Source organism: Devosia aquimaris, assembly GCF_020169335.1.
GTDB lineage: Bacteria > Pseudomonadota > Alphaproteobacteria > Rhizobiales > Devosiaceae > Devosia > Devosia aquimaris.
Genome location: NZ_JAIEZN010000002.1, coordinates 290,584 through 311,785 on the forward strand (window position 1 = coordinate 290,584; position 21,202 = coordinate 311,785).

The following is a 21,202-nucleotide window of genomic DNA, read 5'->3' on the forward strand; positions in this document are numbered from 1 at the left end:
CCATCCCAACCGAGAGTGACGATATGGTCGACTCCGCCTTTGCCACCGATGCCCTCGTCCGCAGCCAGGTCGACGCCTGGCAGCGCGAACTCGGCTCGGTGCGACGCCTGGCGAGCAATACGCTGGAAGCCTATGGCCGCGACCTCGACCAGTTCCTGACCTTTCTGGCCGGTCATACCGGCGGGCCGGTGACGCTGGCAACCCTCAAGGCCCTGCGCGCCGCCGATATTCGCGCCTTCATGGCGCAGCGCCGCAGCGAAAGCCTCGGCTCGCGCTCGCTCGCACGGGTGCTCTCGGCGCTCAAGAGTTTTTTCGGCTTTCTCGAGCGCGAAGAGGTGATGACGACCGAGGCGCTCAACGTCATCCGCACGCCCAAGCTGCCGCGCTCTCTGCCCAAGGCGCTGACGGTGGCCGAAGCGCGCGCCACCATCGACACCACCCATGAGCTGGAAGACCGCCCCTGGGTCGCCGCCCGCGACATGGCCGTGCTGTCGTTGTGCTATGGCGCCGGCCTGCGTATCGCGGAGGCACTGTCGCTGACCAGGGGCGACCTGGATTCCCAGGTGCTGCGGGTCACCGGCAAGGGCGGCAAGACGCGCATGGTGCCGCTGATCGACCCGGTGCGCCAAGCCATTGATCTTTATATCGAACTCTGCCCGTTCAAATCCTGGCCCGAGGAGCCGCTGTTCCGCGGGGTCAAGGGTGGCGTGCTCTCGCCCCGGCTGATCCAGCTGCGCGTCGCCCAATTGCGCGGCGCGCTGGGCCTGCCGGCCTCGGCTACGCCCCATGCCCTGCGCCATTCCTTCGCCACCCATCTGCTGGGCAAGGGTGGTGACCTGCGGGCAATCCAGGAACTGCTGGGCCACGCCAGCCTCTCCTCGACCCAGATCTATACCGCCGTCGATACCGATCGCCTGCTCGACAGCTATCGCAAGGCCCATCCCCGGGGCTGAGCGATGGCCTCTCGCACCCTGCTGGAAAAACAATATCACTTCGCACCGAACCGATAGCGTCCCGTTAGCCTTGTCATCACCAATCCATAGCCGCTAGGACACAGCCATGCGCACCACGGCCATCATCCTGCTTTCGATTTGGCTTTCTGGCTCCCCACGGGACCGGAACGAGCGCTGACGTCAGCCCTTCGTCTCACCGGTCCGCCCCTGGCGGTCGGTGACTGACAAAGGCGGACCTCTTCAGGAACCGCCTCATGTCTACCCCGCACCAGACCAATTCCGCCGCTGCCGATCCGCTGGGCTATGCCTTTGCCGTCGCTGGCGCCGTGCTGTTTTCCACCAAGGGCATCTTCATCAAGCTCGCCTATGGTGAAGGTGTCTCCACCGAGATGCTGCTCAGCCTGCGCATGCTGGTGGCCTTGCCGGTCTATCTGGTGATTCTAGTCACAATCCTGCGGCGCGAGCACAAGCTGGTTAGTCTGCTCACCCCGCGCCTGGTGCTGACCAGCATGGCGGTGGGCCTGCTGGGCTATTACCTCTCGAGCTATCTCGATTTCCTTGGCCTGAACTTCCTCACCGCCCAATATGAGCGGCTGGTGCTGTTCACCTATCCCTTTTTCGTGCTGCTGTTCGGCGTGTGGCTGTTTGGCGACCGCATGGTCTGGCGCGTGGTGCCGGCCATGCTGGTGTCCTATGCCGGGCTGCTAGTGATCTTTGGCTGGAACCTGGCCATCAATCCCGATGGCCTCGTCGTCGGCACGCTGCTGGTCCTGGGCTCGGCCATCACCTTTGCGCTCTACCAGCACCTGGCCAAGCGGCAGATGCTGGTGCTGGGCTCGGCCCTGTTCACCTGTATCGGCATGTCCACCGCAGCGGTCGCCGGTATCGCGCAGAACCTGATCCTGGCCGGCCCCGCCAGCTATTGGATGCTGTCACCCGAAGTCTGGGTCTATGGCCTGGCGCTGGGCATTCTGGGCACGGTGCTGCCGAGCTTTCTGATGAATGCCGGCATGGCCCGCATCGGCGCCCGCGCCACCTCGTCCACCGCCGCCTTTGGCCCAGTGGCGACCATTGTCATCGCCGTCTGGGTGTTGCGCGAACCCTTCACCATCTACCACGCCCTGGGCACGGCACTGGTGTTGCTGGGCTCTGTGCTGTTCAGCCGCGCCGAACGCCGCGCCCGCCAGGCCGCCGCCTGAACGCCCGGTTAAGCCTCGGGGCGATTCTTTGACCCCGGGGCTTTTGGCGGCCCCAAAGCCGCTCTAGTGTGCAGGCAAGAGACTGGCTGACTGTTAAGCGAAGGGACACAATGATGGCTTTCAAGACATTGCTCGCGCGCACGGCGCTGGGCCTGGTACTGGTGGTCGGCGGCGTCGCACCGGCCCTGGCACAGTCTGGCACCACTCCAGCGCCGACTGCAGCCAGCGATTCGGATATCGATTTTGGCGACGATTCCAGCCAATGGGCCAATGATGGCGAGTGCGACGATCCGCGCTTTACCGGCACCGGCTCGGCCACTGAGCTGCTGGACGCCGACCGCCTGCACGATGCCACCGACTGCAAGGCCGCCTTCGAAGCCGGCACGGTGACCCTTGCGCCCGAGACGGCGACCGACACACCGGTGGAAACGCCCGCCGCGACCCTGCCCGACTTCGGCGACGACAGCAGCCAATGGGCCAATGACGGCGAATGCGACGACCCGCGCTTTACCGGCGCCGGCTCGGCCGCTGAACTGCTCGATGCCGACCGCATGCATGATGCCACCGACTGCCGCACGGCCTTCGAGAACGGCACCGTGACCCTGGTTGACGAGACCGGCGACAGCAGCCCCGTCGACCAGACCCCCGCCACCAGCAGCAACCCGATGACCAGCCGCATCAACTTCGGCGACGATTCCGGGGAATGGGCCCATGACGGGGAATGCGATGACCCCGACTTCACCGGCGCCGGCATGACCGCCAAGCCCTCGCCCGAAAGCCGCATGCGCGACGCCAGCGACTGCCAGGCCGCGTTTGAGGCCGGTACCGTGACGCTGCGCCTGTCGGGCGCCGACATGCCCGCTTTCGACTACGGCACCGACACCAGCATGTACGCCAATGACGGCGAATGCGATGACCTGCGCTTCACCGGCCCGGGCACCGACAAGAAGCTGCTCAGCGAGGACATGGGCGCCGACGCCAGCGACTGCCGCGCCCTCGAGGCCTCTGGCCAGGTGAGCATCCGCACCGTCTATACGCCTGAATATGTCGCCGGCGCCCCCTATGACAGCAGCGGCATCGACTTTGGCGACGATGAATCGAGCTATGCCAATGACGAGCAGTGCGACGACCCGCGCTTCGAGGGCCCCGGCGTCGCCTCGGTGCTGCTCGACAGCGACAATGGCCATGACGCCAGTGACTGCCGCACGGCCTTTGAGGATGGCCGGGCCGTGCTGCGCTAGGCGACAGGCATGATCGACTGAAATCAGCAACGGCGGGGGCGACCCCGCCGTTTTTTTGCGGCCTACCAGGCGGCGAATTTGCCCGGCTTGGCGACAGTGTCATTGGCACAATCGAAATCGCCGGCCTTGTCGGCCGCCGCGCGGGCCAGCTCATTGGCATTGCTGTTGGCCCGGGCATCGACATAGGCGATGTGGCAGGTATTGCCCTCCACCAGCTGGGTCACCACCAGCACCTGCTCGCTGTTCTCGCCGGTCTCCGGATCGGCCAGGTGATAGCGCACGATGGTGGCCACCGGCATCCAGCGGCCCAGCGCATTGCTCAGCCGCCACTCCATCTTCTCGCCCAAATTGTTGAACGGCCCGAAACCCTGGCTGGGTGGCTCCTTGTCGATGTTGTAGCCATAGGCAATCGTAAAGCGCAGGTCGCCCTCGCTGACCCGCACCGGATAGCCCTTGTAGCCCGGGCAGGACCAGCTGGCCCCGAAGTCGTCGGCATCGAGCACCAGGCAATCGGTGTCCAGCCGCAGATCGGTATAGGCGCTGGTGAAGCCGGACTGGGCCAGGGCCGGCCCGGCGCTGAGGCCGCAGCCCAGCGCCAGGGCGGACAGGGCAATGGCCACGGGGCGGACCCGGAAAACGGGCTTGGACATGGTTGGACCTCCTTGGGTGCCTGGGGGCGACAGCGGCGCGACGGCCCGATGATCCAGATCAATGTGACGCCAGCACGGCCATGGCAAGCTCTGTTGCACAAGGAGGCCACGGCCATGTTCACATCGCTTCTGATTGCCACTGACGGATCGGACCTGAGCAACAAGGCCCTGGCGGCCGGGCTCGACCTGGCGCGCCTGCACAACGCCGGCGTGACCATCATGACCGCCACGGACCCGGTGAGCACCACGCTGGGCGCCGGCGGCTTTGGCGCCCTCGACGCCGGCCCGATCCTCGACCAGCTCGACGCCGCCTATGCCGCCCAGGCCAGCCAGATTCTGTTGGCGGCCCGGACCATGGCCGAGGCAGCCGGAATCGCCGCGCAGACACTGCATGTGGCCCAGCAGCGGCCGGCCGACGCCATTGTGCAGACCGCGTCCGAGCGGGGCTGCGACACCATTGTCATGGGCTCGCATGGGCGACGCGGCATCGAGCGCATGCTGCTGGGCAGCCAGGCCGCCGAAGTGCTGGCGCGCGCCACCGTTCCGGTGCTGATCGTGAAATAAGCATAGGGCGGTTGCATGGAATTGCCTTGCCTTTGAGGGGCGTATTGGGCAGAACCTGCCCCTGCTCCGACCCCTCATCTGAACGGCAAGCAGCCCATGAATATCGACGCCATTGCGATCGGCAAGAACCCGCCCGACGACCTCAACGTCATCATCGAAGTCCCCATGGGCGGCGAGCCGATCAAATACGAGATCGACAAGGCCAGTGGCGCCCTGTTCGTCGATCGCTTCCTGTACACCCCCATGCGCTACCCGGGGAACTACGGTTTCGTGCCCCACACGCTGTGTGGCGACGGTGATCCGCTCGACGTGATCGTGATGAACTCCCGCCCGCTGGTGCCCGGCGCCGTGGTGCGCTGCCGCCCCATCGGCGTGCTGTTCATGGAAGACGATGGCGGCCAGGACGAGAAGATTCTCGCCGTGCCGGTGCAGAAGCTGACCCGCATGTATGATGCCATCAAGGACATCGGCGACATGCAGGAGATCCAGATCGAGCGCGTGAAGCACTTCTTCACCCACTACAAGGATCTCGAGCCCGGCAAATGGGCCAAGATCAGCCATGTCGGCGGCTATGACGACGCCAAGAAGGTGATCCTGGACTCCATCGCCCTGGCCGAGGCCGCCAAGAAGTAAGCCGGCAAGACGCTGGTTGTCCGAATTCTGAACGGGGGTGAGCAATCGCCCCCGTTGTCGTTTCAGGGAAAGCGCATGACCGGCCGCATCGTCATCCTCAACGGCGCCCCCCGCGCCGGCAAGTCCTCCATCGCCGCTGCGCTGCAGTCCGGCCTGGCCGGCAGCTGGATCAACCTGGGCGTCGATGCGCAGAACCGCGCCCTGCCGCCACATCTGCTGCCCGGCATCGGCTTGCGTCCGGGCGGCGAGCGCCCTGATCTCGAGCCCATGGTCCGCCCGCTGTTCCTGGCGCTCTATGCCAGCATTGCTGCGCATGCCCGCGCCGGTTTTGACGTGGTCGCCGATGTCGGCCACCACGACCACTACACGCGCCCCCTCGGCATCCTGCCCGCCTGCGCCCAAAGCCTTGAGGGGCTCGACGTGCTGTTCGTCGGCGTCTACTGCCCGCTCGAGGTCATCATGGCGCGCCGCAATGCAGGTACAGACAGCATGTATGTACAGGGCGAGGGCGTTCCCGCCCCGGTGCAGCGCTGGCAGGATGCGGTGCATGTGCCGGGGATCTATGACCTGAACCTCGACACCAGCCAGATGACGCCGGAGGCCTGCGCCCAGGCGATCGGCGCGGCACTGGCCGCCCCGCCGCGCCCCAGCGCGTTTGAGCGCCTGGCCGAAATCGGCCAGACGCGGCGGCGCGTCTAGTCCGCCTTGCGATAGGTCGAGACCACATTGCCCTTGGCGGTCACCACGCTGCGCACCAGATCGAGCCGGGTCGTCGGGTCATCGGGCTCGAACAGATGCCGACCTTCGCCGGCCACCACCGGATGGGTGATCAGCGTCAACTCGTCCATTAGGCCCGCGAACAGCAATTGCCGCACCAGCGAAATGCCGCCCATGGCCGCTATCGTGCCGCCCGGCGCCGCCTTGAGACGCCGCACATGCTCGAGCAGGTCGCCGTCGATGAGATGGGAATTGGACCAGGTGAGGTCTGCCTGGGTCAGCGTGCTCGAGGCGACATGCTTGGGCACGGTATTGATGAAATCGGCAAAATCACCGTCCTGGCTGGCGGTCGGCCAATAGCCGGCCCATTCCGACCAGCCCACCCGGCCCATCAGCACCAGATCGGTCTCGGCCTGGATGGTGGTGAGCATCGCACCCAGATCATCATCGAAGCGATCGAACTGGAACTTGTAGGGCGCTTCCACCACGCCATCGACGGAATGAAACAGGCCGGCCATCACTTTGCGCATTTTGAACTCTCCCAAGGCTGCAGCCCGTCCCATCGGACCGGCCATTCGACAGCATGACGAACGGGCTATGGTGATTTCGACGCCGTGAGCGCCGTCCCGTCAAGCCGGGACCCGCCAGCCAGACCGCTCCTGCGACGGGACGATGGCGGCGATGGATATCGGCTTTTCGGTCCAATTGCCGGGCCGGGCGGTGTACAAAACGGGATTGCACAATGACGAGGCGCTTTTCATGAAGTTCATTGCCATTCTCACGGCCGCCGCCGCTCTGGCCGCGCCCGCCCTCGCGCAGGAGGCCAGCTTGCCCACGGACAGCACGATCGCCAGCATCCTTGTTGATCGCATCGAGCGGGACCAGGCCAATGTCGGCATCGCCGTGGCCGTGATTGAGAACGGCCAGACCCGCTTTGTCTCGCATGGCACGCTGACGCGCGATGGCAGCGCGCCGGTGACCGAGCACACCATTTTCGAAGCCGGTTCGATCACCAAGCTTTTTACCAACCTGGCGCTGGCGCAACTGGTCAATGCCGGCCGGATCGATCTCGATGCACCGATCACACGCTATCTGCCCGACGGGTTCGAGCTGCCGCAGGCGCCCGGACAGGCCATCACCGCCTTCGATCTGGCAACGCACAGCGCCGGGCTCTCGGGCCTGCCGCCGGACCTGCTCGCCCGCGGCACCGACAATCCCTATTCCGGATATGGGGCGGAGGGGCTGCAGGCCTGGCTGGCCAGCTACACGCTGCCCCGGCCCATCGGCGAGCGCTTTGAATACAACAATGCCGGCACCGCCCTGCTCGGCCTGGCCATTGCCCATGTTACCGGCGCCGACTATGCCGAGGTGATCACCGACACCATCCTGGCGCCGCTCGACATGGGCGAAACCCGTCTCGAACTGACCGGCAGTCCGCTGCCGGCAGCCATGGCGCAGGGCCACAACGGCGCGCGCGAGCCTGTGGCCAATTGGGATTTCGATGTCTTTGCCCCCGCTGGCGCCCTGCTCACCTCCAGCAGCGACCTCATCAAATTCATCGCCGCCGCCAGCGGCCAGGCCGCGCCCGAGTTGGCGCCGGTCTTCGACACCATGCTGGCGCGCACTAGGCCGGTCAGCGACGACACCGAGATTGGCCTGGGCTGGTTCATCACCACGACGCCGGGATCACAGATCGTCTGGCACAACGGCATGACCGGCGGCTATGCCAGCTTTGCCGGCTTTGACCGCAGGAGCGGCAAGGGCGTGGTGGTGCTGACCAATATGGCCGCGCAACAGGGCGTCAATGACATTGGCATGCATATTCTTGACCCGGCCATCCCGCTGGCGCCCCAGCCCAGGCTGCGGACCGCAGTGGCCATCGATCCGGCGCTCTATGCCGGTTACGTCGGCGACTACGTGCTGGGCCTGGGCATGGTGCTCACCGTCACGCGCGAGGGCGACCAGCTCCTGGCCCGCTTGACCGGCCAGGACGCCTTCCCGATTTTCCCCGAGAGCGAGACGCAGTTCTTCTACAAGGTCGTGGACGCGCAGATCACCTTCGAGGTGCAGGATGGTGAGGTCAAATCCCTCACTTTGCACCAGAATGGCCAGGCCATGCCGGCGCTCAAACTGCAGCCGTGAACCGCGCCGCGCCAAGGACGCAACCGTTCCCTGACGAAAAAGCCCGGAGCACACGCCCCGGGCCTTCGTCATTTATGGTCGAGACGCCGTCTGGTCAGCCCAGATGGGCCAGCACCGCCAACAGCAGCAGCGCCACGATATTGGTGATCTTGATCATCGGGTTGACGGCGGGGCCCGCCGTGTCCTTGTAGGGGTCGCCGACAGTGTCGCCGGTAACACTGGCCTTGTGCGCGTCGCTGCCCTTGAGGTGCTTGACGCCATGGCTATCGGTGAAGCCGTCCTCAAAGCTCTTTTTGGCATTGTCCCAGGCGCCGCCACCGGCGGTCATGGAAATGGCGACGAAGAGCCCGGTGACGATGACGCCCATCAGCATGGCGCCCAGGGCCGAGAAGCCCGCAGCGGCCCCGGCGATCCAGTAGATCACGAAGAACACCACGATCGGGCTGAGCACCGGGAGGAGGCTGGGCACGATCATTTCCTTGATCGCCGCCTTGGTCAGCATGTCGACGGCCCGGCCATAGTCGGGCTTTTCGGTGCCGGCCATGATGCCCGGCCGTTCCTTGAACTGGCGGCGGACTTCGACCACCACCGATTGCGCGGCGCGGCCCACGGCGGTCATGCTCATGCCGCCAAAGAGGAACGGCAACAGCCCACCAAACAGCAGGCCCACCACCACATAGGGATCGGCCAGCGAGAAGGTGAGCGTGCCCATGCCGGCAAAGATCGCCGGGGCATCGGGCAGACCCGAGAAGTAGATGAGGTCCTGCGTATAGGCGGCGAACAGCACCAGGGCGCCCAGACCCGCCGAGCCAATGGCATAGCCCTTGGTGACGGCCTTGGTGGTATTACCCACCGCGTCGAGCGCATCGGTATTGTGGCGCACCGCCTTGTCGAGCCCGGCCATTTCGGCAATGCCGCCGGCATTGTCGGTAACCGGACCAAAGGCGTCGAGCGCCACCACGATACCGGCCAGGGCCAGCATGGTGGCGACGGCAAAGGCGATGCCGAACAGGCCCGCCAGATTATAGGTGACGATGATGCCCGCAATGATGACCAGGGCCGGCAAGGCGGTGGATTCGAGCGATACCGCCAGGCCCTGGATCACATTGGTGCCATGGCCGGTGACCGAAGCCTCGGCAATGGAATTGACCGGGCGGCGGCCGGTGCCGGTGTAATATTCGGTGATGACGATGATCAGACCGGTGATGACCAGGCCCGCCACGCCGCACCAGAACAGGCTCATCGGTGTAAAGGTCTTGTCATTGGCGGCAATGGACACATTGAGATCGCCGAAGACGAACCACAGCACCGGCAGCAGCGCCACCAGCGACAGCACGCCAGTGGCAATGATGCCCTTGTAGAGCGCGCCCATGATATTGTTGTCGGCGCCCAGCTTGACGAAATAGGTGCCGATGATCGAGGTGACGACGCAGGCGCCGCCAATAGCCAGCGGCAGCACCATGCCCATCAGCCGGAATGGCTCGGGCAGGATGATGGCGGCCAGCACCATGGTGGCGACGATGGTCACCACATAGGTTTCGAACAGGTCGGCCGCCATGCCGGCGCAGTCGCCGACATTGTCGCCCACATTGTCAGCAATGGTGGCGGGGTTGCGCGGATCATCTTCGGGAATGCCGGCTTCGACCTTGCCCACCATGTCGCCGCCCACGTCGGCACCCTTGGTGAAGATCCCGCCGCCCAGACGGGCGAAGATAGAAATCAGCGAGGCACCAAAGCTCAGCGCCACCAGCGCATCGATGACCACGCGGTCATTATAGGCAAAGCCCAGCAGCTGGGTGAGGACGATGAAGTAGAGCGTGACGCCCAATAGGCCCAGCCCCGCCACCAGCATGCCGGTGACCGCGCCGGACTTGAACGCCAGGTCCAGCCCATGGCCGAGCGAGGAAATCGCCGCCTGGGCCACGCGCACATTGGCGCGCACCGACACATTCATGCCGATGAACCCCGCCGCGCCCGAAAGCACCGCGCCCAAAAGGAAACCGATGGCGGCATAGATGCCCAGCAGGAAGAAGGCGGCGACCAGGATGACCACGCCCACGATGGCGATGGTGGTATATTGCCGCTTGAGATAGGCCGAGGCGCCTTCGCGCACCGCCGCCGAAATCTCCTGCATGCGGGCCGAGCCGCTGTCGGCGGCCAGCAATTGCTGCGTGGTGATCACGCCATAGACGATGGACAGAGCGCCGCATACGACGATCAGCCAGAGTGCCAAAGTCATAGAAAGTCCCTCTAGATGTTCCTCCAGGGACTCAACGCTGACCCGGCCGGGTCCTCCAACCCGTCGCGGGACGCCCTCCTTAGAGCCCCCTCCGACTATCGAGATTAGCCGGATTGCTTGGTTAAGCAATGGAGAATGCGATGAATTGTCGCGGGGCTAGAGCGCGGCGAGTTTCGCCACCAGCGCCGGGCCATCGCCCATCACCGCCAGCGTCTTGAGCCGGGCGGTGTCGCCGCTGGTGACGGAAATGGCCGATTTGGGTACGCCCAGTGCCTTGGCCAGCACGACGATGACGGCTGCCGTGGCCTTGCCCTTGTCGGGCACGGCCTTGACCCGCACGCGCAGCACGGCGGTGCCATCGTCGCGGATTTCGACGCCATCAATGCCGTCGCGGCCGGCATTGGGAGTGACGCGAACAAAAAGGCTCAGCCCGGTGGGGCTGAGCCGATAGCAGAGCGGCGTCGATGTCACGGCCGATCAGAGGCCGGCGCGCGCCACGGCGGGATAGACATAGTAGCCGATCAGCTGCTGGATGAAGAAGATCAGCAGGAACGCCACCAGCGGGCTGAGATCGAGCCCGCTCATATTGGGCAGGAAGCGGCGGATGGGGCGCAGCACCGGCTCGGTGAGCTGGTTGAGCACGCGCCACAGGCCTTCGACAAAGGCATTGCGCGTGTTGATCACGTTGAACGAGATCAGCCAGCTCATGATGATCATGGCGATCAGGATCCAGCGATAGAGATCAAGGATCACAAGGATGATGTCGAGCACGGCGCGCATGGGCGTCTCCGGAACAAAAACTGTGCTTTATCTAGTGGGTAGCGGCCCCGGCCACAAGAGAGGCCGCCCAAAAGCATGAAGACCCCGCTCCTGTCGCACGGAACGGGGCCTCAATGACTTTGGATCCGGTACGCAAAACTAACTCTCCGGACGGCTCCATCAATGCATGAAGCGTGCCAGTTGCCCGAGCCCCGCAAACCGGGGGCCAGATGTTAAAGTCTTGTGAATTCTCGCAATTTGCGGCGAACCCCGCGATGCAGAATGCGAGGCATCTCGCATTTTGCAACGCAGAGGGCAATCAGGCGGCGAGGCTTTCGCGCGCGCTGACGCCCAGCATCAGATTGAGATTTTGCACGGCGGCGCCCGAGGCGCCCTTGCCCAGATTGTCATAGACCGCCACCAGCACCGCCTGGGCCCGCGCATCATTGGCGAACACATGCAGCGTCATGGTGTTGGTGCCATTGTGTGCCTGGGGATCGAGCGCCGGCGTCTTGGCCAGGGCTTCGTCATAGGGCGCCACGACGACAAAGCTGTCGGGGATGGCGGCATAGTGATCGGCGATGGCGGCATGCAGCTCGCGGCCGGTCGGCACGCGCGGCAACTGGCCGAGCTGCAGCGGCAGGAAGGTGGTCATGCCCTGGGCGAAATCACCCACCGTCGGCACGAACAGCGGCGCGGACTTGGTGCCGGTATAAAGCGTCATCTCCGGCACATGCTTGTGCTGGAAGGTGAGGCCATAGGGCATGAAATGGCTGGCGGCATCGCCGGCCGTCTCATATTCGGCAATCATCTGCTTGCCGCCGCCGGTATAGCCGGAAATGCCATTGTAGCTCAGCGGATGATCGGCCGGGATCAGCCCGGCTGATATCAGCGGCCGGGCATGGGCGATCAGCCCCTGCGGCCAGCAGCCGGGGTTGGAGACAAAGCGCGCGCCGGCGATCCGCGCCGACTGGCCCTTGTCCATTTCGGCAAAGCCATAGGCCCAGGCCGGATCGACGCGATAGGCGGTCGAGGCATCGATGACGCGGGTGGTGTCGTTCTCGATCAGCGAGACACTTTCCTTGGCCGCATCATCGGGCAGGCACAGGATAGCCACATCGGCCGCATTGAGCAGCCGCTTGCGCTCGTCCATGTCCTTGCGCTTGTCGGCGGCAATGGACAGCACCTCAAGATCCCGGCGGCCGGCCAGGCGCTCGCGGATCTGCAGACCCGTGGTTCCGGCTTCTCCGTCGATGAAAATCTTGGCGACCATTGGCTTTTCTCCCGTCTGGAGGCCGTAAATGGACCGCGAAAGTGACGGGGTCAAGACGCTGACCACTGCCGCTGGCGCAGAGCGGCCCCGCTTTGGCCGCCACCGACGCCCCCTGCGAGGCGGAGGGCGCGGGTCGTACCGAGCCGCAAGACTTGCCCATCCCCAACACCAGTGGCAATGCTTGGGCCAAACCACACCAGCAAGGACAAAATCATGACGCCGCACAACCATGCCAAAGCCGGTGCCTATGCTGAGGCCGTGCTGCTGCCCGGCGACCCGCTGCGCGCCAAATGGATCGCCGAGACGTTCTTCGAGAACCCAAAGCTGGTCAATTCGGTACGCAACTGCCTTGGCTATACCGGCACCTGGAAGGGCAAGCCCATCTCGGTGCAGGCCAGCGGCATGGGCCAGCCTTCGCTGTCGATCTATGTGCATGAGCTGATCAACACTTACGGCGCCAAGACGCTGATCCGCGTGGGCACCTGTGGCGGGCTCAATGCCAAGGTGAAAGTGCGCGACCTCGTGCTGGCGCAGGGCGCGTCGACCGACAGCTCCATCGTCAAGGGCCGCTTCGGCGCCTTCAACTTTGCCCCGCTCGCCGATTTCGGCCTGTTGCGCGCCGCCGCCAACAAAGCCGAGGCCGCCGGCATGCGCTATCACGCCGGCAACATGCTCTCGAGCGACATCTTCTACCATGCCAATGGCATGGCAGGGTACGACGCCCTGCCCCAGCACGGCGTGATCGGCGTCGAAATGGAAGCAGCGGCGCTCTATACGCTGGCGGCACGCTTTGACGTGCGCGCCTTGACCATCTGCACCATGACCGACTGCCTGATCACAGGCGAAGAGATCGACGCCGAACAGCGCCAGACCTCCCTGCGCGACATGGTGACCATCGCCCTCGACGTCGCCGTCGAAGCCTGAGCGCTTCCGTGAGCATCACCCTGCGCCCCGCCGGGCCCGCTGATGCCGACGCTGTCGCGGCGTTGCACAATCGGGTGTGGCAATCCGCCTTTGCCACCCTCGCGCCGACCGAGGCGCTGGCAAAGCTTGACCTCAGGAGCCGAGAGGCCAAGTGGCGGCGTCTGCTGGCCGAGCCTGTCGCCGACCAATTGGTGCTGCTGGCCGAGGACCACGGGGTTCTGGTCGGCATGGCCGCCACCGGCGCTTCCGAAGACCCCGCCTTCGGTGGCCGGGCGGAAATCCACTCCGTCTATGTCGATTTGGGTCAGCAGGGGCGCGGCATTGGCGAAAGCCTGCTGCGGGGCCTGGCCCGGCATCTGCGCGCCGTCGGCCGCGACGCCGCCGCGCTCGACGTGGTGGTGGGCAATGACGGCGCCGCCCGCTTCTACCAGCGGCTGGGCGCCCGCGAGATTGCCCGCACCATCGACGCCGGCCCGATCTGGAAATCGCACAACATCATCTATGCCTGGGACAGCCTGGCGCCCCTGCTCGACTGATGGCGCCGCCGTGCCCCTAGCCGCCCGCCACCAGCGCAGAGGCCAGGGCCAGCCGCTGCGCCGGGGTGCCAACCACCTCCACCACCCGCGGTCCATCGGCCAACAGGCCCAGATCATCCTCACCCAGCATGGTCTTGAGGCGCCGGTCGACGCGGCGGCGCAGCTTGGGTTTCTCGATGGCAACGGCGATCTCGTCGGGCGATGTTAATGGCGTAAACATGACCAGATCCAGCGTGGCCAGCGCCCGGCCGATCTGCGCCAGCTCCCGTCCGCCGGGCAGCCACTCAAAGCCCTCGGCGGCGCTGACCACCTCGAGATAGGCGAGGAAATCGAGCGGGCAGCGATCAAAGATAACATTGTTCACATTGGCATGGGCGCTGATCAGCCGGCAGCTTTCGGCCAATTGTTGCTCAAGATCGGCAATGGTGGCGCCATCGGCAAAGGGCAGGCCCTGCTGCGCCAGCAGCCAATAGGGCTCGGCCACGCTTTCATAGGCCGGATGGGCCGCCGCGAAATCGGCAATCAGGGTCGACTTGCCCACCCCATGCGTTCCCGTCACCGCAATGCGCATACCGTCCTCCCAAAAGCGGCATCTAGGCCGTTGCGGCGACGGGGGCAAGTGGGGGGACAATGGTCAGGCCGCGGGCGGCGCAGGGCCTGGCTTTGACCGAGATCATCGCCCGGCACCAAGCGCCATGCGACCGTCCTTCAACACTACTGACAAAAGCCGCGCCAAGGGCCGTGCATTCCTGTTGGGCCGGGCGATCGGCGGCACCGCCCGGACCACATCAGTTTTTTTGAGAAGGAGACTATTGATGGAAGCCAATCAACTGCACCGCGGTCGGCTCATCGACCATATCCAGCTGGTGGTCGCGGACCTCAATGCCAGCCAGGACTTCTACACCGCCATCCTGGCCGTGCTCGACATTCCCATTGTCGGCACGGAGCATGATTTCTTCTGGGCCGATGAACTCGTGGTCTCCTCTGCCAGCAGCCCCGCCGCCCTGGGCGTGCTGACCGGGCGGCACCATCTGGCGTTCCAGGCCAAGGACCGCGCCACGGTGGACGCCGTCTATCGCGCGGCACTGGCCCATGGCGGCCGCGACAATGGCGCACCGGGCGAGCGCCCCTATCACCCCGGCTATTACGCCGCCTTCGTGCTGGATCCCGATGGCAACAATATCGAGGCCGTCTATCACGGCGAGGCCAAGCGCAGCGCGGCCTCGGTGGTCATTGATTTCTAGGGGCCGGATGCGGGCGCACCCGCGACTGACTGCGGCGCCGCGCCCGACCCGAACAAATACATGCCACGCGGGAAACTATTTTTAGCATTTTGACAGCTAGACTATGCGCCTGCCTGCCATCGCAGGAGTGGGTCGAGAGCCGATGCAAATCGAGAAAATCTTTGAAATCAAAGATATGAGGCGCATCTATCAGCTCACCATGCTGATCACCGCCTTTACGGTGGCTGTGCCTGTCGTCTCGATTGGCACGGTCATCTGGCTGCTCGGCGGCCGCAATCCCCTGCTCTACCTCGTCTATATCGGCCCCGCCTTTCTCATCCCGCTGCTGATCACGCCGCCGATCGCCATAACCATCCTGAACATGTTCAGGATGCAGACACTGACCATCCAGAAGGTGGACGAATATATCCGCTATGACACGCTCACCGGCGTGCTGACGCGGGCCTATCTGCTGGGCAAGATGAAGGAAATCCTGCCCTCGGGCGGCGCCTTCCTGATGGTCGATGCGGACCATTTTAAAGCCGTCAACGACACCTTTGGCCATGACGTGGGCGACGAGGCGCTGAAAAAGCTCGCCGAAGTGCTGCGCAAGGCGCTGACCACCGACGCCCTGATCGGGCGTTTGGGCGGCGAGGAATTCGGCGTGTTTCTGCCCGGCGCAGACGACGCCATGGCGGCAAAGGCGGCGAGCGATCTGTGCACGCTCATGCGCCAGGAGGCCAAGGTCATCGCCGGGCTCGAACTCAACCTGACGGTGAGCATTGGCTGTGCCGTGCACCGCACCCAGGAATCGCTGGAAAAGACCATCAAGCTGGCCGACGCGGCGCTCTATCACGCCAAGAGAACCGGCCGCGACCGCTATTTCGTCGCCGGGGCGACGGACACCATGCCGGCGCTGATCCTGAAATCGAGCACACCAGGCTGAGGGCAGGATCGAACGCGACGCAGTTGGGAGCCACCGGAGGTGGTGCTGGAGCGGCCGACCAGACCGACAAAGAGAGCAAGACAGCGCCCCTGTTCTCAATTTTGAGCATCGCACTAGCCCACAATCACCGGCCCCACCCCAATGCCAAAATACCCGCAAGCAGATGGCTGGGGCGCTTTTCTCTTTCACTGACAGTTCTTTAGCTGCGATTGTGTCGCAGCGTCGACAGGCGCCACCACGCCACTGTTCTGCCGGTTTCGCTGTGTTAACCTCCCCTTAAGCCCCGGGGACCCGCGCAGATGCAGCTCAAGCCGAACGCCTATCGTCTCAACGAGACCGTCAAGGGCATAGAGACCATGACCCGCTTTGCCCTGGCCGTGCTGGCCCTGGCATCGGGCGTCTATACCTATCTGGGCGTGCGTGGCCTGCTCGATGGCTCGGCGAGCTTCGTGTTCTTTGCCGCCATCGTCTATTCCAGCGCGGTATCGGTGGCCATCTACGCCTTCTGGAGCTTCATGCTGCGCTTTGTGCCGCTGGTGACCTCGGGCGTGCAGCGCATCGGCCTGTTTGTCACCATGGCCATCGGCTGCGTGATGATCATGGCTATGTCGAGCTGGCTCAATGCCGCTGCGCTGGCCGGTTCGGCGGCGCTGGAACAGCATATGGCGGTGACCCTGCAGGGCTATGCCGAAGACCTCGACGCCGCCCATGCCAATGCCCTGGCGAGCCAGAGCCTGCTGCCCGACGTGCAGCGCGCGGCCGAACGCTTTGCCGGCCTCGCCGCCGACGAGCGCGAAACCGGCGCTTTGACCGGCACCACCGGCTCGGGGAGCGTGGTGCAATTGCTCACCCAGATGAGCGCGCAGATGAACCAGCTGGGCGCCAGCATCACCGGCAGCCGCGAAGGTGTCTCGACCCTGTTCACGGATGGCTCGACGCGCCTGGCCACCATGCGCGAACTGGTCTCGACGCCCGGCGCCATCGAGCCGCGCTCGGACAGTTTCCAGGCGGAAGCGGTGCAGCTCTCGGCCGTGATCGCCGCCCTGCAGCAGACCGATATTGCCGCCTCGGTGAAGCGCGCCGCCGCCGATCTGTCGGCGGGTTTCATCGCCCCAGTGGCCAATGGGCAGACGGCGGACCTGGCCAATCGCCAGGACCAGGTGATGGAAACCGTGCGCAACTCGGTGGCCGCCCAATCGGCGGCGCTGAGCGCAGCCGCCGATGAAATTCTCGCCACCCCCGCGGTCGAACAGCGCCGCTTCGTGCCGCTGTCGAGCGCCGAGGCCGTGCTGCGCTATTGGAGCGATTTCATCCCCAGCTGGGCCGGCGCCATTTCCATCGACCTGCTGCCGGTGGTGCTGGTCCTGGTGCTGATGATCGTCAACGATGCCATGCGGCGCGATTCCGAATCCATGGTGGAGGCCGAAAACATCACCGCTGCCGAAATGCTGCGCGCCATGCGCATGTATCGCCAGATGGAGGCTGCCGGCATCGATGTGGAGACCGGGCGGCCAAGGGCCGAACCGCTGCCCGAACCCGCGCCGCAGACCGATGTACAGCCTGAAGCGCCGCTGTCCCAAACCCCAGCGGCAACCACTGGCCAGGCCGATGACGCCACGGTCACTCCGATCGAATCCGCCCAGCGCAAGCGCACCGACGGGCCACGCCCGGCATGAAGACCGCGGCCAATGCCCGCCTGCCCAGCCGCAGCGCCCCGCTCTATCGGCGGCTGATCGACCGCTTCATCGCCACCGACGATGGCGCCATCCTGCGCGTGGCCTTCTATGCCCTTTTGGCCGGTACGGCGGCCATTCTGTTCGTCGACTATCGCGAATTGACCAGCGCCGAGCCGCCGGCAATGACCGCGCCCCTGCGGCCAATCCTGCCACCGGCGCAGGACGGCCCCGCCGACGGCGCCATGCCCAATGTGACCACTGCGCCCGAAACCCTCGAACAGCCGCTGGCCATCACCCTGGGCAGTGGCGGCGTGCTGAGCCTGACGGGCACCATCGACCCCGGCGCGGCCGAGCGCTTTGCTGCAGAGCTCGACGCGCGCGGCGAATATGTAAAGACCGTCGTGCTCGATTCGCCCGGTGGCTCGGTGACAGATGCGCTGGCCATGGGCCTGCAGATTCACGCGCGGGGCCTTGGCACCCGCGTCAATGCCGGGGCGCTCTGCGCCTCATCCTGCCCCATTGTCTTTGCCGGCGGCAGCACCCGCAGCGCCAGCCCCCAGGCCGCCATCGGCGTGCACCAGATCTATGCCGCCGCGCTCGGCCAGACCAGCCAGACCGGCGAGCAACTGGCCGGCATGGTGATGAGCGACGCCCAATCGACCACCGCCAAGATCATCGGCCAGCTGACCGATGCCGGCGTCGATCCGGCGCTTTGGCTGCATGCCCTGCGCACCCCGCCCGAGCGGCTGTATTATTTTACGCCCGAAGAGATGACTGGTCTCAAACTCGTCACAGAGTTGGATGAGGGTTGAGGTCTGCCAGAAGCGTATCGGGGAGGACTGATTCGCATCCGGTGTGGTTCTTTTGGAGGGGAAGCCAAATGCCGCATACTCTGACGCGTCACCGTGACATTCAAAACTGGGTTGCCGCCCGCCAGGGCACGCCAGCCATCGCGCGCCTGCGCAATGGCTATGGCCAGGAACGGGCGCAGCTGCGCCTGCGCTTTGCCAGCCACCGCCTGCCGACCCCGCTCGACGAGCAGGCCGCCACCAGCCCCATATCCTGGACCGCCTGGCTGGCCGAGCTCGATCGCCAGCAGCTGGCGCTGCAGATCGACGACGAGGCCGATGACTTCGCCCTCGTGGAACGTCGCACCACCAACTAGCGCCCCAGCCGGACCAACTAGCGCCCCAGCCGGCCCTTTGGCGGCACGGAGCGGAGCAAACTCGCCCCGGGCCGAGCCGAGAATGGGCCGGAATCGGCTGTGCTGACGCGGTTCCGACCGTCCGACTTGGCCTGATACAGGGCCCGGTCGGCGCGGCGCATCAGGTCGGCCAGCGGCTCGTCGGCGCGATATTGTGCCACCCCGAAGCTGGCGCTGATCACATGGCCAGGCGCTTCCGACCCTATGGGATCGTTGACAAAACTGCTGCGGGCGCTCTCCGCGAACAGGCGCCCGGCGGCCAGATTGCCGCCCGGCAGCAGCGCGGCAAATTCCTCGCCCCCCAGCCGCCCCAGCACCAGCCGCGGATCGGCCAGGCTGCGCAGGATGGCCGCAAATCTGACGATCACCCGGTCGCCCATGTCATGGCCGAACGTGTCGTTGATGATCTTGAAGTTATCCAGATCGGCCACCACCAGCGTCACCGGCACGCCAGCCCGTTGCGCCGTCGCCAGCAGCCGCTCGGCCCGATCTTCAAAGCCACGCCGGTTGAGCAGGCCAGAAAGCACGTCGGTTTCGGACCGCGCCGTCATTTCGGCCATCGCCCGGCGCACCACGATCAGCAACACCATCAGCCCATTGGCAATCAGCAGCACGGCGCCCACCGTCTGCGAAATGGCCGCATAGGTGGTGCTGAGATAGGCCTGGGGGCTCGCCCCCGACCCGATTGCCGCCGCCAGCAGCGGCTTGCCCAGAAACTGCAGCCCCGCCAGCGCCGACAGCAGCAGCAACAGCAGATCGAGCGCCCCGCGCCGCGGCGCCCGCAGGATCACGCTGACGCTGAGCGCCTGCATCAAGGCGTAGGGCGCCTGATAGAGCATGGCGCGCACGAAATTGCCGCGCTCAAGCCCGATGATCAGCACGATGGTGACCAGCGACGCGCCGACCAGGAGGCCCAGCAGCCGCCAGGGCGGCGTGACCGCATAGTGGCGCGACAGGCCCACGACATTGAGCGCCTGGGCGCCCAGGAACGAGCAGAAAATGCCAATGCCCACCAGGCGGGCATCGTCTTGCAGCGGCAGGATGAACTCCAGCACACTGTCGAGCATGCCCAGGGCATAGGCAGCCGCCATCCAGCGCGCGCTCACACCATCGCGCGCGGTAACGGCGACCACGGCAAAAGCCGTGGCAAAAATGCCGGCGATGCAGAAGTTGATCGCCAGGACGAAGACAGCCGCGCTCATCGGGGATCCGCCAGTTCTGCTGCGCGCAGCATAAGAGCACGCCGCAAAGGATAAGTTAACAGATCAACAATGCGCGCGGAAAATCAGGCGGCATCAGCCCCTTGGCGACACCCCGAAAGCGTCGGCAACCAGGGCATAGGAACGCCGCCGCAATTCATAGGAGTGAATGGTGGTGGTGATCATCACCTCATCGGCCTCTGCCGCCTCGGCCTTTTCAGCAATGGTATCGCGCACGGTCTCCGGCGACCCCACGATCCACAGGCTGGACTGGTGGTCGATCACCGCCTGCTGCTGGGCGGTGAGCACGCGGGCATGCGCCTCTTCCGGGCTCATCAGCTTGCGCTGTTCGCCCGTGGTGAACAGCGCCCAGCTCACCGCCTGCGAGCGCGAAAGATACTGCGCTTCCTCATCGGTGGGCGCGCAGATGACCGAGACGCACAGGATCGTCTTTGGCTGCGGGAAGGCCGCGCTGGGCACAAAGCCGGCGCGATAGGCATCGAAGGCCGGACCCGCCGGGGTGTGGCTGAAATGGGCGGCAAAGGCATAGCCCATGCCCAATTGCCCGGCCGCCTGGGCACTGGCGCCCGACGAACCGAGCAGCCACAGTGGCGGCAGGCGCACGCCACCAGGCGACACCGGCACGCGCGAGAAGGGGTGGTCGGGCGGAAAGCCCTCCTCATCAAAGGCCATCAGCTCGGCCAGATAGGCCGAAAACTCCTCGCCTCCACCGCTGCGCAGGGCCCGCATGGCATAGCCATCCCCGCCCGGCGCCCGGCCCAGCCCCAGATCGATGCGGCCCGGATGCAGCGCCTCGAGCGTGCGATAGGCTTCGGCAATGCGCAGCGGCGCATGGTTGAGCAGCATGACGCCGCCCGAGCCAACGCGGATGTGGCGCGTATGCGCGGCGGCGCTGCCGATGAGGATTTCCGGTACGGAGGAGGCAATCGAGGGCATGCCATGGTGCTCGGCATACCACAGCCGCGTATAGCCCAGCCGGTCGGCTGCCTGCGCCAGGGCGATGGTTTCGGCCATGGCCTCGGTGGTGCTGGTACCCTCGGCAATGGGGGCAAGATCCTGCAGGGAAAGGGCAAAGGGGGCAGCCATGGCAATCACCGATCTGA

At 65.4% G+C, this 21,202-nt stretch carries 23 protein-coding genes; 14 read left to right on the top strand and 9 right to left on the bottom strand.

Features of this window, described 5'->3' with window-relative positions; genetic code table 11:
- Positions 1 to 23: 23 nt before the first annotated feature.
- The 3 genes from K1177_RS14185 to K1177_RS14195 all read left to right on the top strand — a co-directional run bounded on the left by K1177_RS14185 (position 24) and on the right by K1177_RS14195 (position 3,393).
- Positions 24 to 953, top strand: a complete 930-nt coding sequence (locus K1177_RS14185) for a tyrosine recombinase XerC (protein ID WP_224704021.1) — start codon at positions 24 to 26, stop codon at positions 951 to 953.
- A 254-nt stretch (positions 954 to 1,207) separates the two neighbouring features.
- Entirely contained in the window at positions 1,208 to 2,152 is a 945-nt protein-coding gene (locus tag K1177_RS14190) for a DMT family transporter (protein ID WP_224704022.1), read from the top strand.
- Between the two features lie 113 nt (positions 2,153 to 2,265).
- Positions 2,266 to 3,393 (top strand): hypothetical protein, encoded by a 1,128-nt coding sequence (locus tag K1177_RS14195; protein WP_224704023.1) that lies wholly within the window; start codon positions 2,266 to 2,268, stop codon positions 3,391 to 3,393.
- A gap of 62 nt (positions 3,394 to 3,455) precedes the next feature.
- On the opposite strand, the gene K1177_RS14200 is transcribed toward K1177_RS14195, so the two are convergent.
- Positions 3,456 to 4,043: a hypothetical protein gene (locus K1177_RS14200; RefSeq protein ID WP_224704024.1), complete on the bottom strand. Its 588-nt coding sequence runs from the start codon at positions 4,041 to 4,043 to the stop codon at positions 3,456 to 3,458.
- 114 nt (positions 4,044 to 4,157) lie between these two features.
- On the opposite strand from K1177_RS14200, the gene K1177_RS14205 reads away from it, so the two are divergent.
- The 3 genes from K1177_RS14205 (at position 4,158) to K1177_RS14215 (ending at position 5,939) form a co-directional block, all read left to right on the top strand.
- Positions 4,158 to 4,607 carry a universal stress protein gene (locus K1177_RS14205; RefSeq protein WP_224704025.1) on the top strand — a complete coding sequence of 150 codons (450 nt, stop codon included), beginning with the start codon at positions 4,158 to 4,160 and terminating at the stop codon, positions 4,605 to 4,607.
- Between the two features lie 96 nt (positions 4,608 to 4,703).
- A complete protein-coding gene (gene ppa / locus K1177_RS14210; RefSeq protein ID WP_224704026.1) occupies positions 4,704 to 5,240 on the top strand; it encodes an inorganic diphosphatase in 537 nt (178 codons plus the stop codon).
- A gap of 75 nt (positions 5,241 to 5,315) precedes the next feature.
- A complete protein-coding gene (locus K1177_RS14215; protein ID WP_224704027.1) occupies positions 5,316 to 5,939 on the top strand; it encodes a chloramphenicol phosphotransferase CPT family protein in 624 nt (207 codons plus the stop codon).
- Here the strand turns inward: K1177_RS14215 and K1177_RS14220 are convergent.
- Positions 5,936 to 6,487, bottom strand: a complete 552-nt coding sequence (locus tag K1177_RS14220; protein WP_224704028.1) for a dihydrofolate reductase family protein — start codon at positions 6,485 to 6,487, stop codon at positions 5,936 to 5,938. The two genes, K1177_RS14215 and K1177_RS14220, sit on opposite strands and share 4 nt — an antisense overlap.
- A gap of 229 nt (positions 6,488 to 6,716) precedes the next feature.
- Between K1177_RS14220 and K1177_RS14225 the strand changes: the two genes are divergently transcribed.
- Positions 6,717 to 8,099 carry a serine hydrolase gene (locus K1177_RS14225; protein ID WP_224704029.1) on the top strand — a complete coding sequence of 461 codons (1,383 nt, stop codon included), beginning with the start codon at positions 6,717 to 6,719 and terminating at the stop codon, positions 8,097 to 8,099.
- Positions 8,100 to 8,193: 94 nt separating this feature from the next.
- Here K1177_RS14225 and K1177_RS14230 read toward each other — a convergent pair whose 3' ends face one another.
- From K1177_RS14230 to argC, 4 genes are all read right to left on the bottom strand, one after another.
- Entirely contained in the window at positions 8,194 to 10,338 is a 2,145-nt protein-coding gene (locus K1177_RS14230; protein ID WP_224704030.1) for a sodium-translocating pyrophosphatase, read from the bottom strand.
- Between the two features lie 156 nt (positions 10,339 to 10,494).
- Positions 10,495 to 10,809 carry a DUF167 family protein gene (locus K1177_RS14235; protein WP_224704031.1) on the bottom strand — a complete coding sequence of 105 codons (315 nt, stop codon included), beginning with the start codon at positions 10,807 to 10,809 and terminating at the stop codon, positions 10,495 to 10,497.
- 6 nt (positions 10,810 to 10,815) lie between these two features.
- Positions 10,816 to 11,118: a YggT family protein gene (locus tag K1177_RS14240; RefSeq protein WP_137150589.1), complete on the bottom strand. Its 303-nt coding sequence runs from the start codon at positions 11,116 to 11,118 to the stop codon at positions 10,816 to 10,818.
- 298 nt (positions 11,119 to 11,416) lie between these two features.
- A complete protein-coding gene (argC, locus tag K1177_RS14245) occupies positions 11,417 to 12,370 on the bottom strand; it encodes an N-acetyl-gamma-glutamyl-phosphate reductase (protein ID WP_224704032.1) in 954 nt (317 codons plus the stop codon).
- Between the two features lie 213 nt (positions 12,371 to 12,583).
- On the opposite strand from argC, the gene deoD reads away from it, so the two are divergent.
- Both deoD and K1177_RS14255 read left to right on the top strand, forming a co-directional pair.
- Positions 12,584 to 13,294 (top strand): purine-nucleoside phosphorylase, encoded by a 711-nt coding sequence (gene deoD, locus K1177_RS14250; protein ID WP_224704033.1) that lies wholly within the window; start codon positions 12,584 to 12,586, stop codon positions 13,292 to 13,294.
- Between the two features lie 8 nt (positions 13,295 to 13,302).
- On the top strand, positions 13,303 to 13,830 hold the full coding sequence (locus tag K1177_RS14255) for a GNAT family N-acetyltransferase (protein ID WP_224704034.1): 528 nt from the start codon (positions 13,303 to 13,305) through the stop codon (positions 13,828 to 13,830).
- A 16-nt stretch (positions 13,831 to 13,846) separates the two neighbouring features.
- Here the strand turns inward: K1177_RS14255 and K1177_RS14260 are convergent, their stop codons facing one another.
- On the bottom strand, positions 13,847 to 14,401 hold the full coding sequence (locus K1177_RS14260; protein WP_224704035.1) for an AAA family ATPase: 555 nt from the start codon (positions 14,399 to 14,401) through the stop codon (positions 13,847 to 13,849).
- A 244-nt stretch (positions 14,402 to 14,645) separates the two neighbouring features.
- On the opposite strand from K1177_RS14260, the gene K1177_RS14265 reads away from it, so the two are divergent.
- The 5 genes from K1177_RS14265 to K1177_RS14285 all read left to right on the top strand — a co-directional run bounded on the left by K1177_RS14265 (position 14,646) and on the right by K1177_RS14285 (position 18,840).
- Positions 14,646 to 15,074 carry a VOC family protein gene (locus K1177_RS14265; RefSeq protein ID WP_224704036.1) on the top strand — a complete coding sequence of 143 codons (429 nt, stop codon included), beginning with the start codon at positions 14,646 to 14,648 and terminating at the stop codon, positions 15,072 to 15,074.
- A 175-nt stretch (positions 15,075 to 15,249) separates the two neighbouring features.
- Positions 15,250 to 15,999 (top strand): GGDEF domain-containing protein, encoded by a 750-nt coding sequence (locus K1177_RS14270; protein WP_224704037.1) that lies wholly within the window; start codon positions 15,250 to 15,252, stop codon positions 15,997 to 15,999.
- Positions 16,000 to 16,298: 299 nt separating this feature from the next.
- On the top strand, positions 16,299 to 17,675 hold the full coding sequence (locus tag K1177_RS14275) for a hypothetical protein (RefSeq protein ID WP_224704039.1): 1,377 nt from the start codon (positions 16,299 to 16,301) through the stop codon (positions 17,673 to 17,675).
- A complete protein-coding gene (locus K1177_RS14280) occupies positions 17,672 to 18,487 on the top strand; it encodes a COG3904 family protein (RefSeq protein ID WP_224704040.1) in 816 nt (271 codons plus the stop codon). Before K1177_RS14275 ends, K1177_RS14280 begins: the two co-directional genes overlap by 4 nt.
- Positions 18,488 to 18,555: 68 nt before the next feature.
- A complete protein-coding gene (locus tag K1177_RS14285) occupies positions 18,556 to 18,840 on the top strand; it encodes a hypothetical protein (protein ID WP_224704041.1) in 285 nt (94 codons plus the stop codon).
- A 17-nt stretch (positions 18,841 to 18,857) separates the two neighbouring features.
- On the opposite strand, the gene K1177_RS14290 is transcribed toward K1177_RS14285, so the two are convergent.
- Together K1177_RS14290 and K1177_RS14295 are read right to left on the bottom strand one after the other, a co-directional pair.
- Positions 18,858 to 20,081: a GGDEF domain-containing protein gene (locus tag K1177_RS14290; protein ID WP_224704042.1), complete on the bottom strand. Its 1,224-nt coding sequence runs from the start codon at positions 20,079 to 20,081 to the stop codon at positions 18,858 to 18,860.
- A 93-nt stretch (positions 20,082 to 20,174) separates the two neighbouring features.
- Positions 20,175 to 21,185, bottom strand: coding sequence for an LLM class flavin-dependent oxidoreductase (locus tag K1177_RS14295; protein ID WP_224704043.1), 1,011 nt, complete (start codon positions 21,183 to 21,185; stop codon positions 20,175 to 20,177).
- Positions 21,186 to 21,202: the final 17 nt, after the last annotated feature.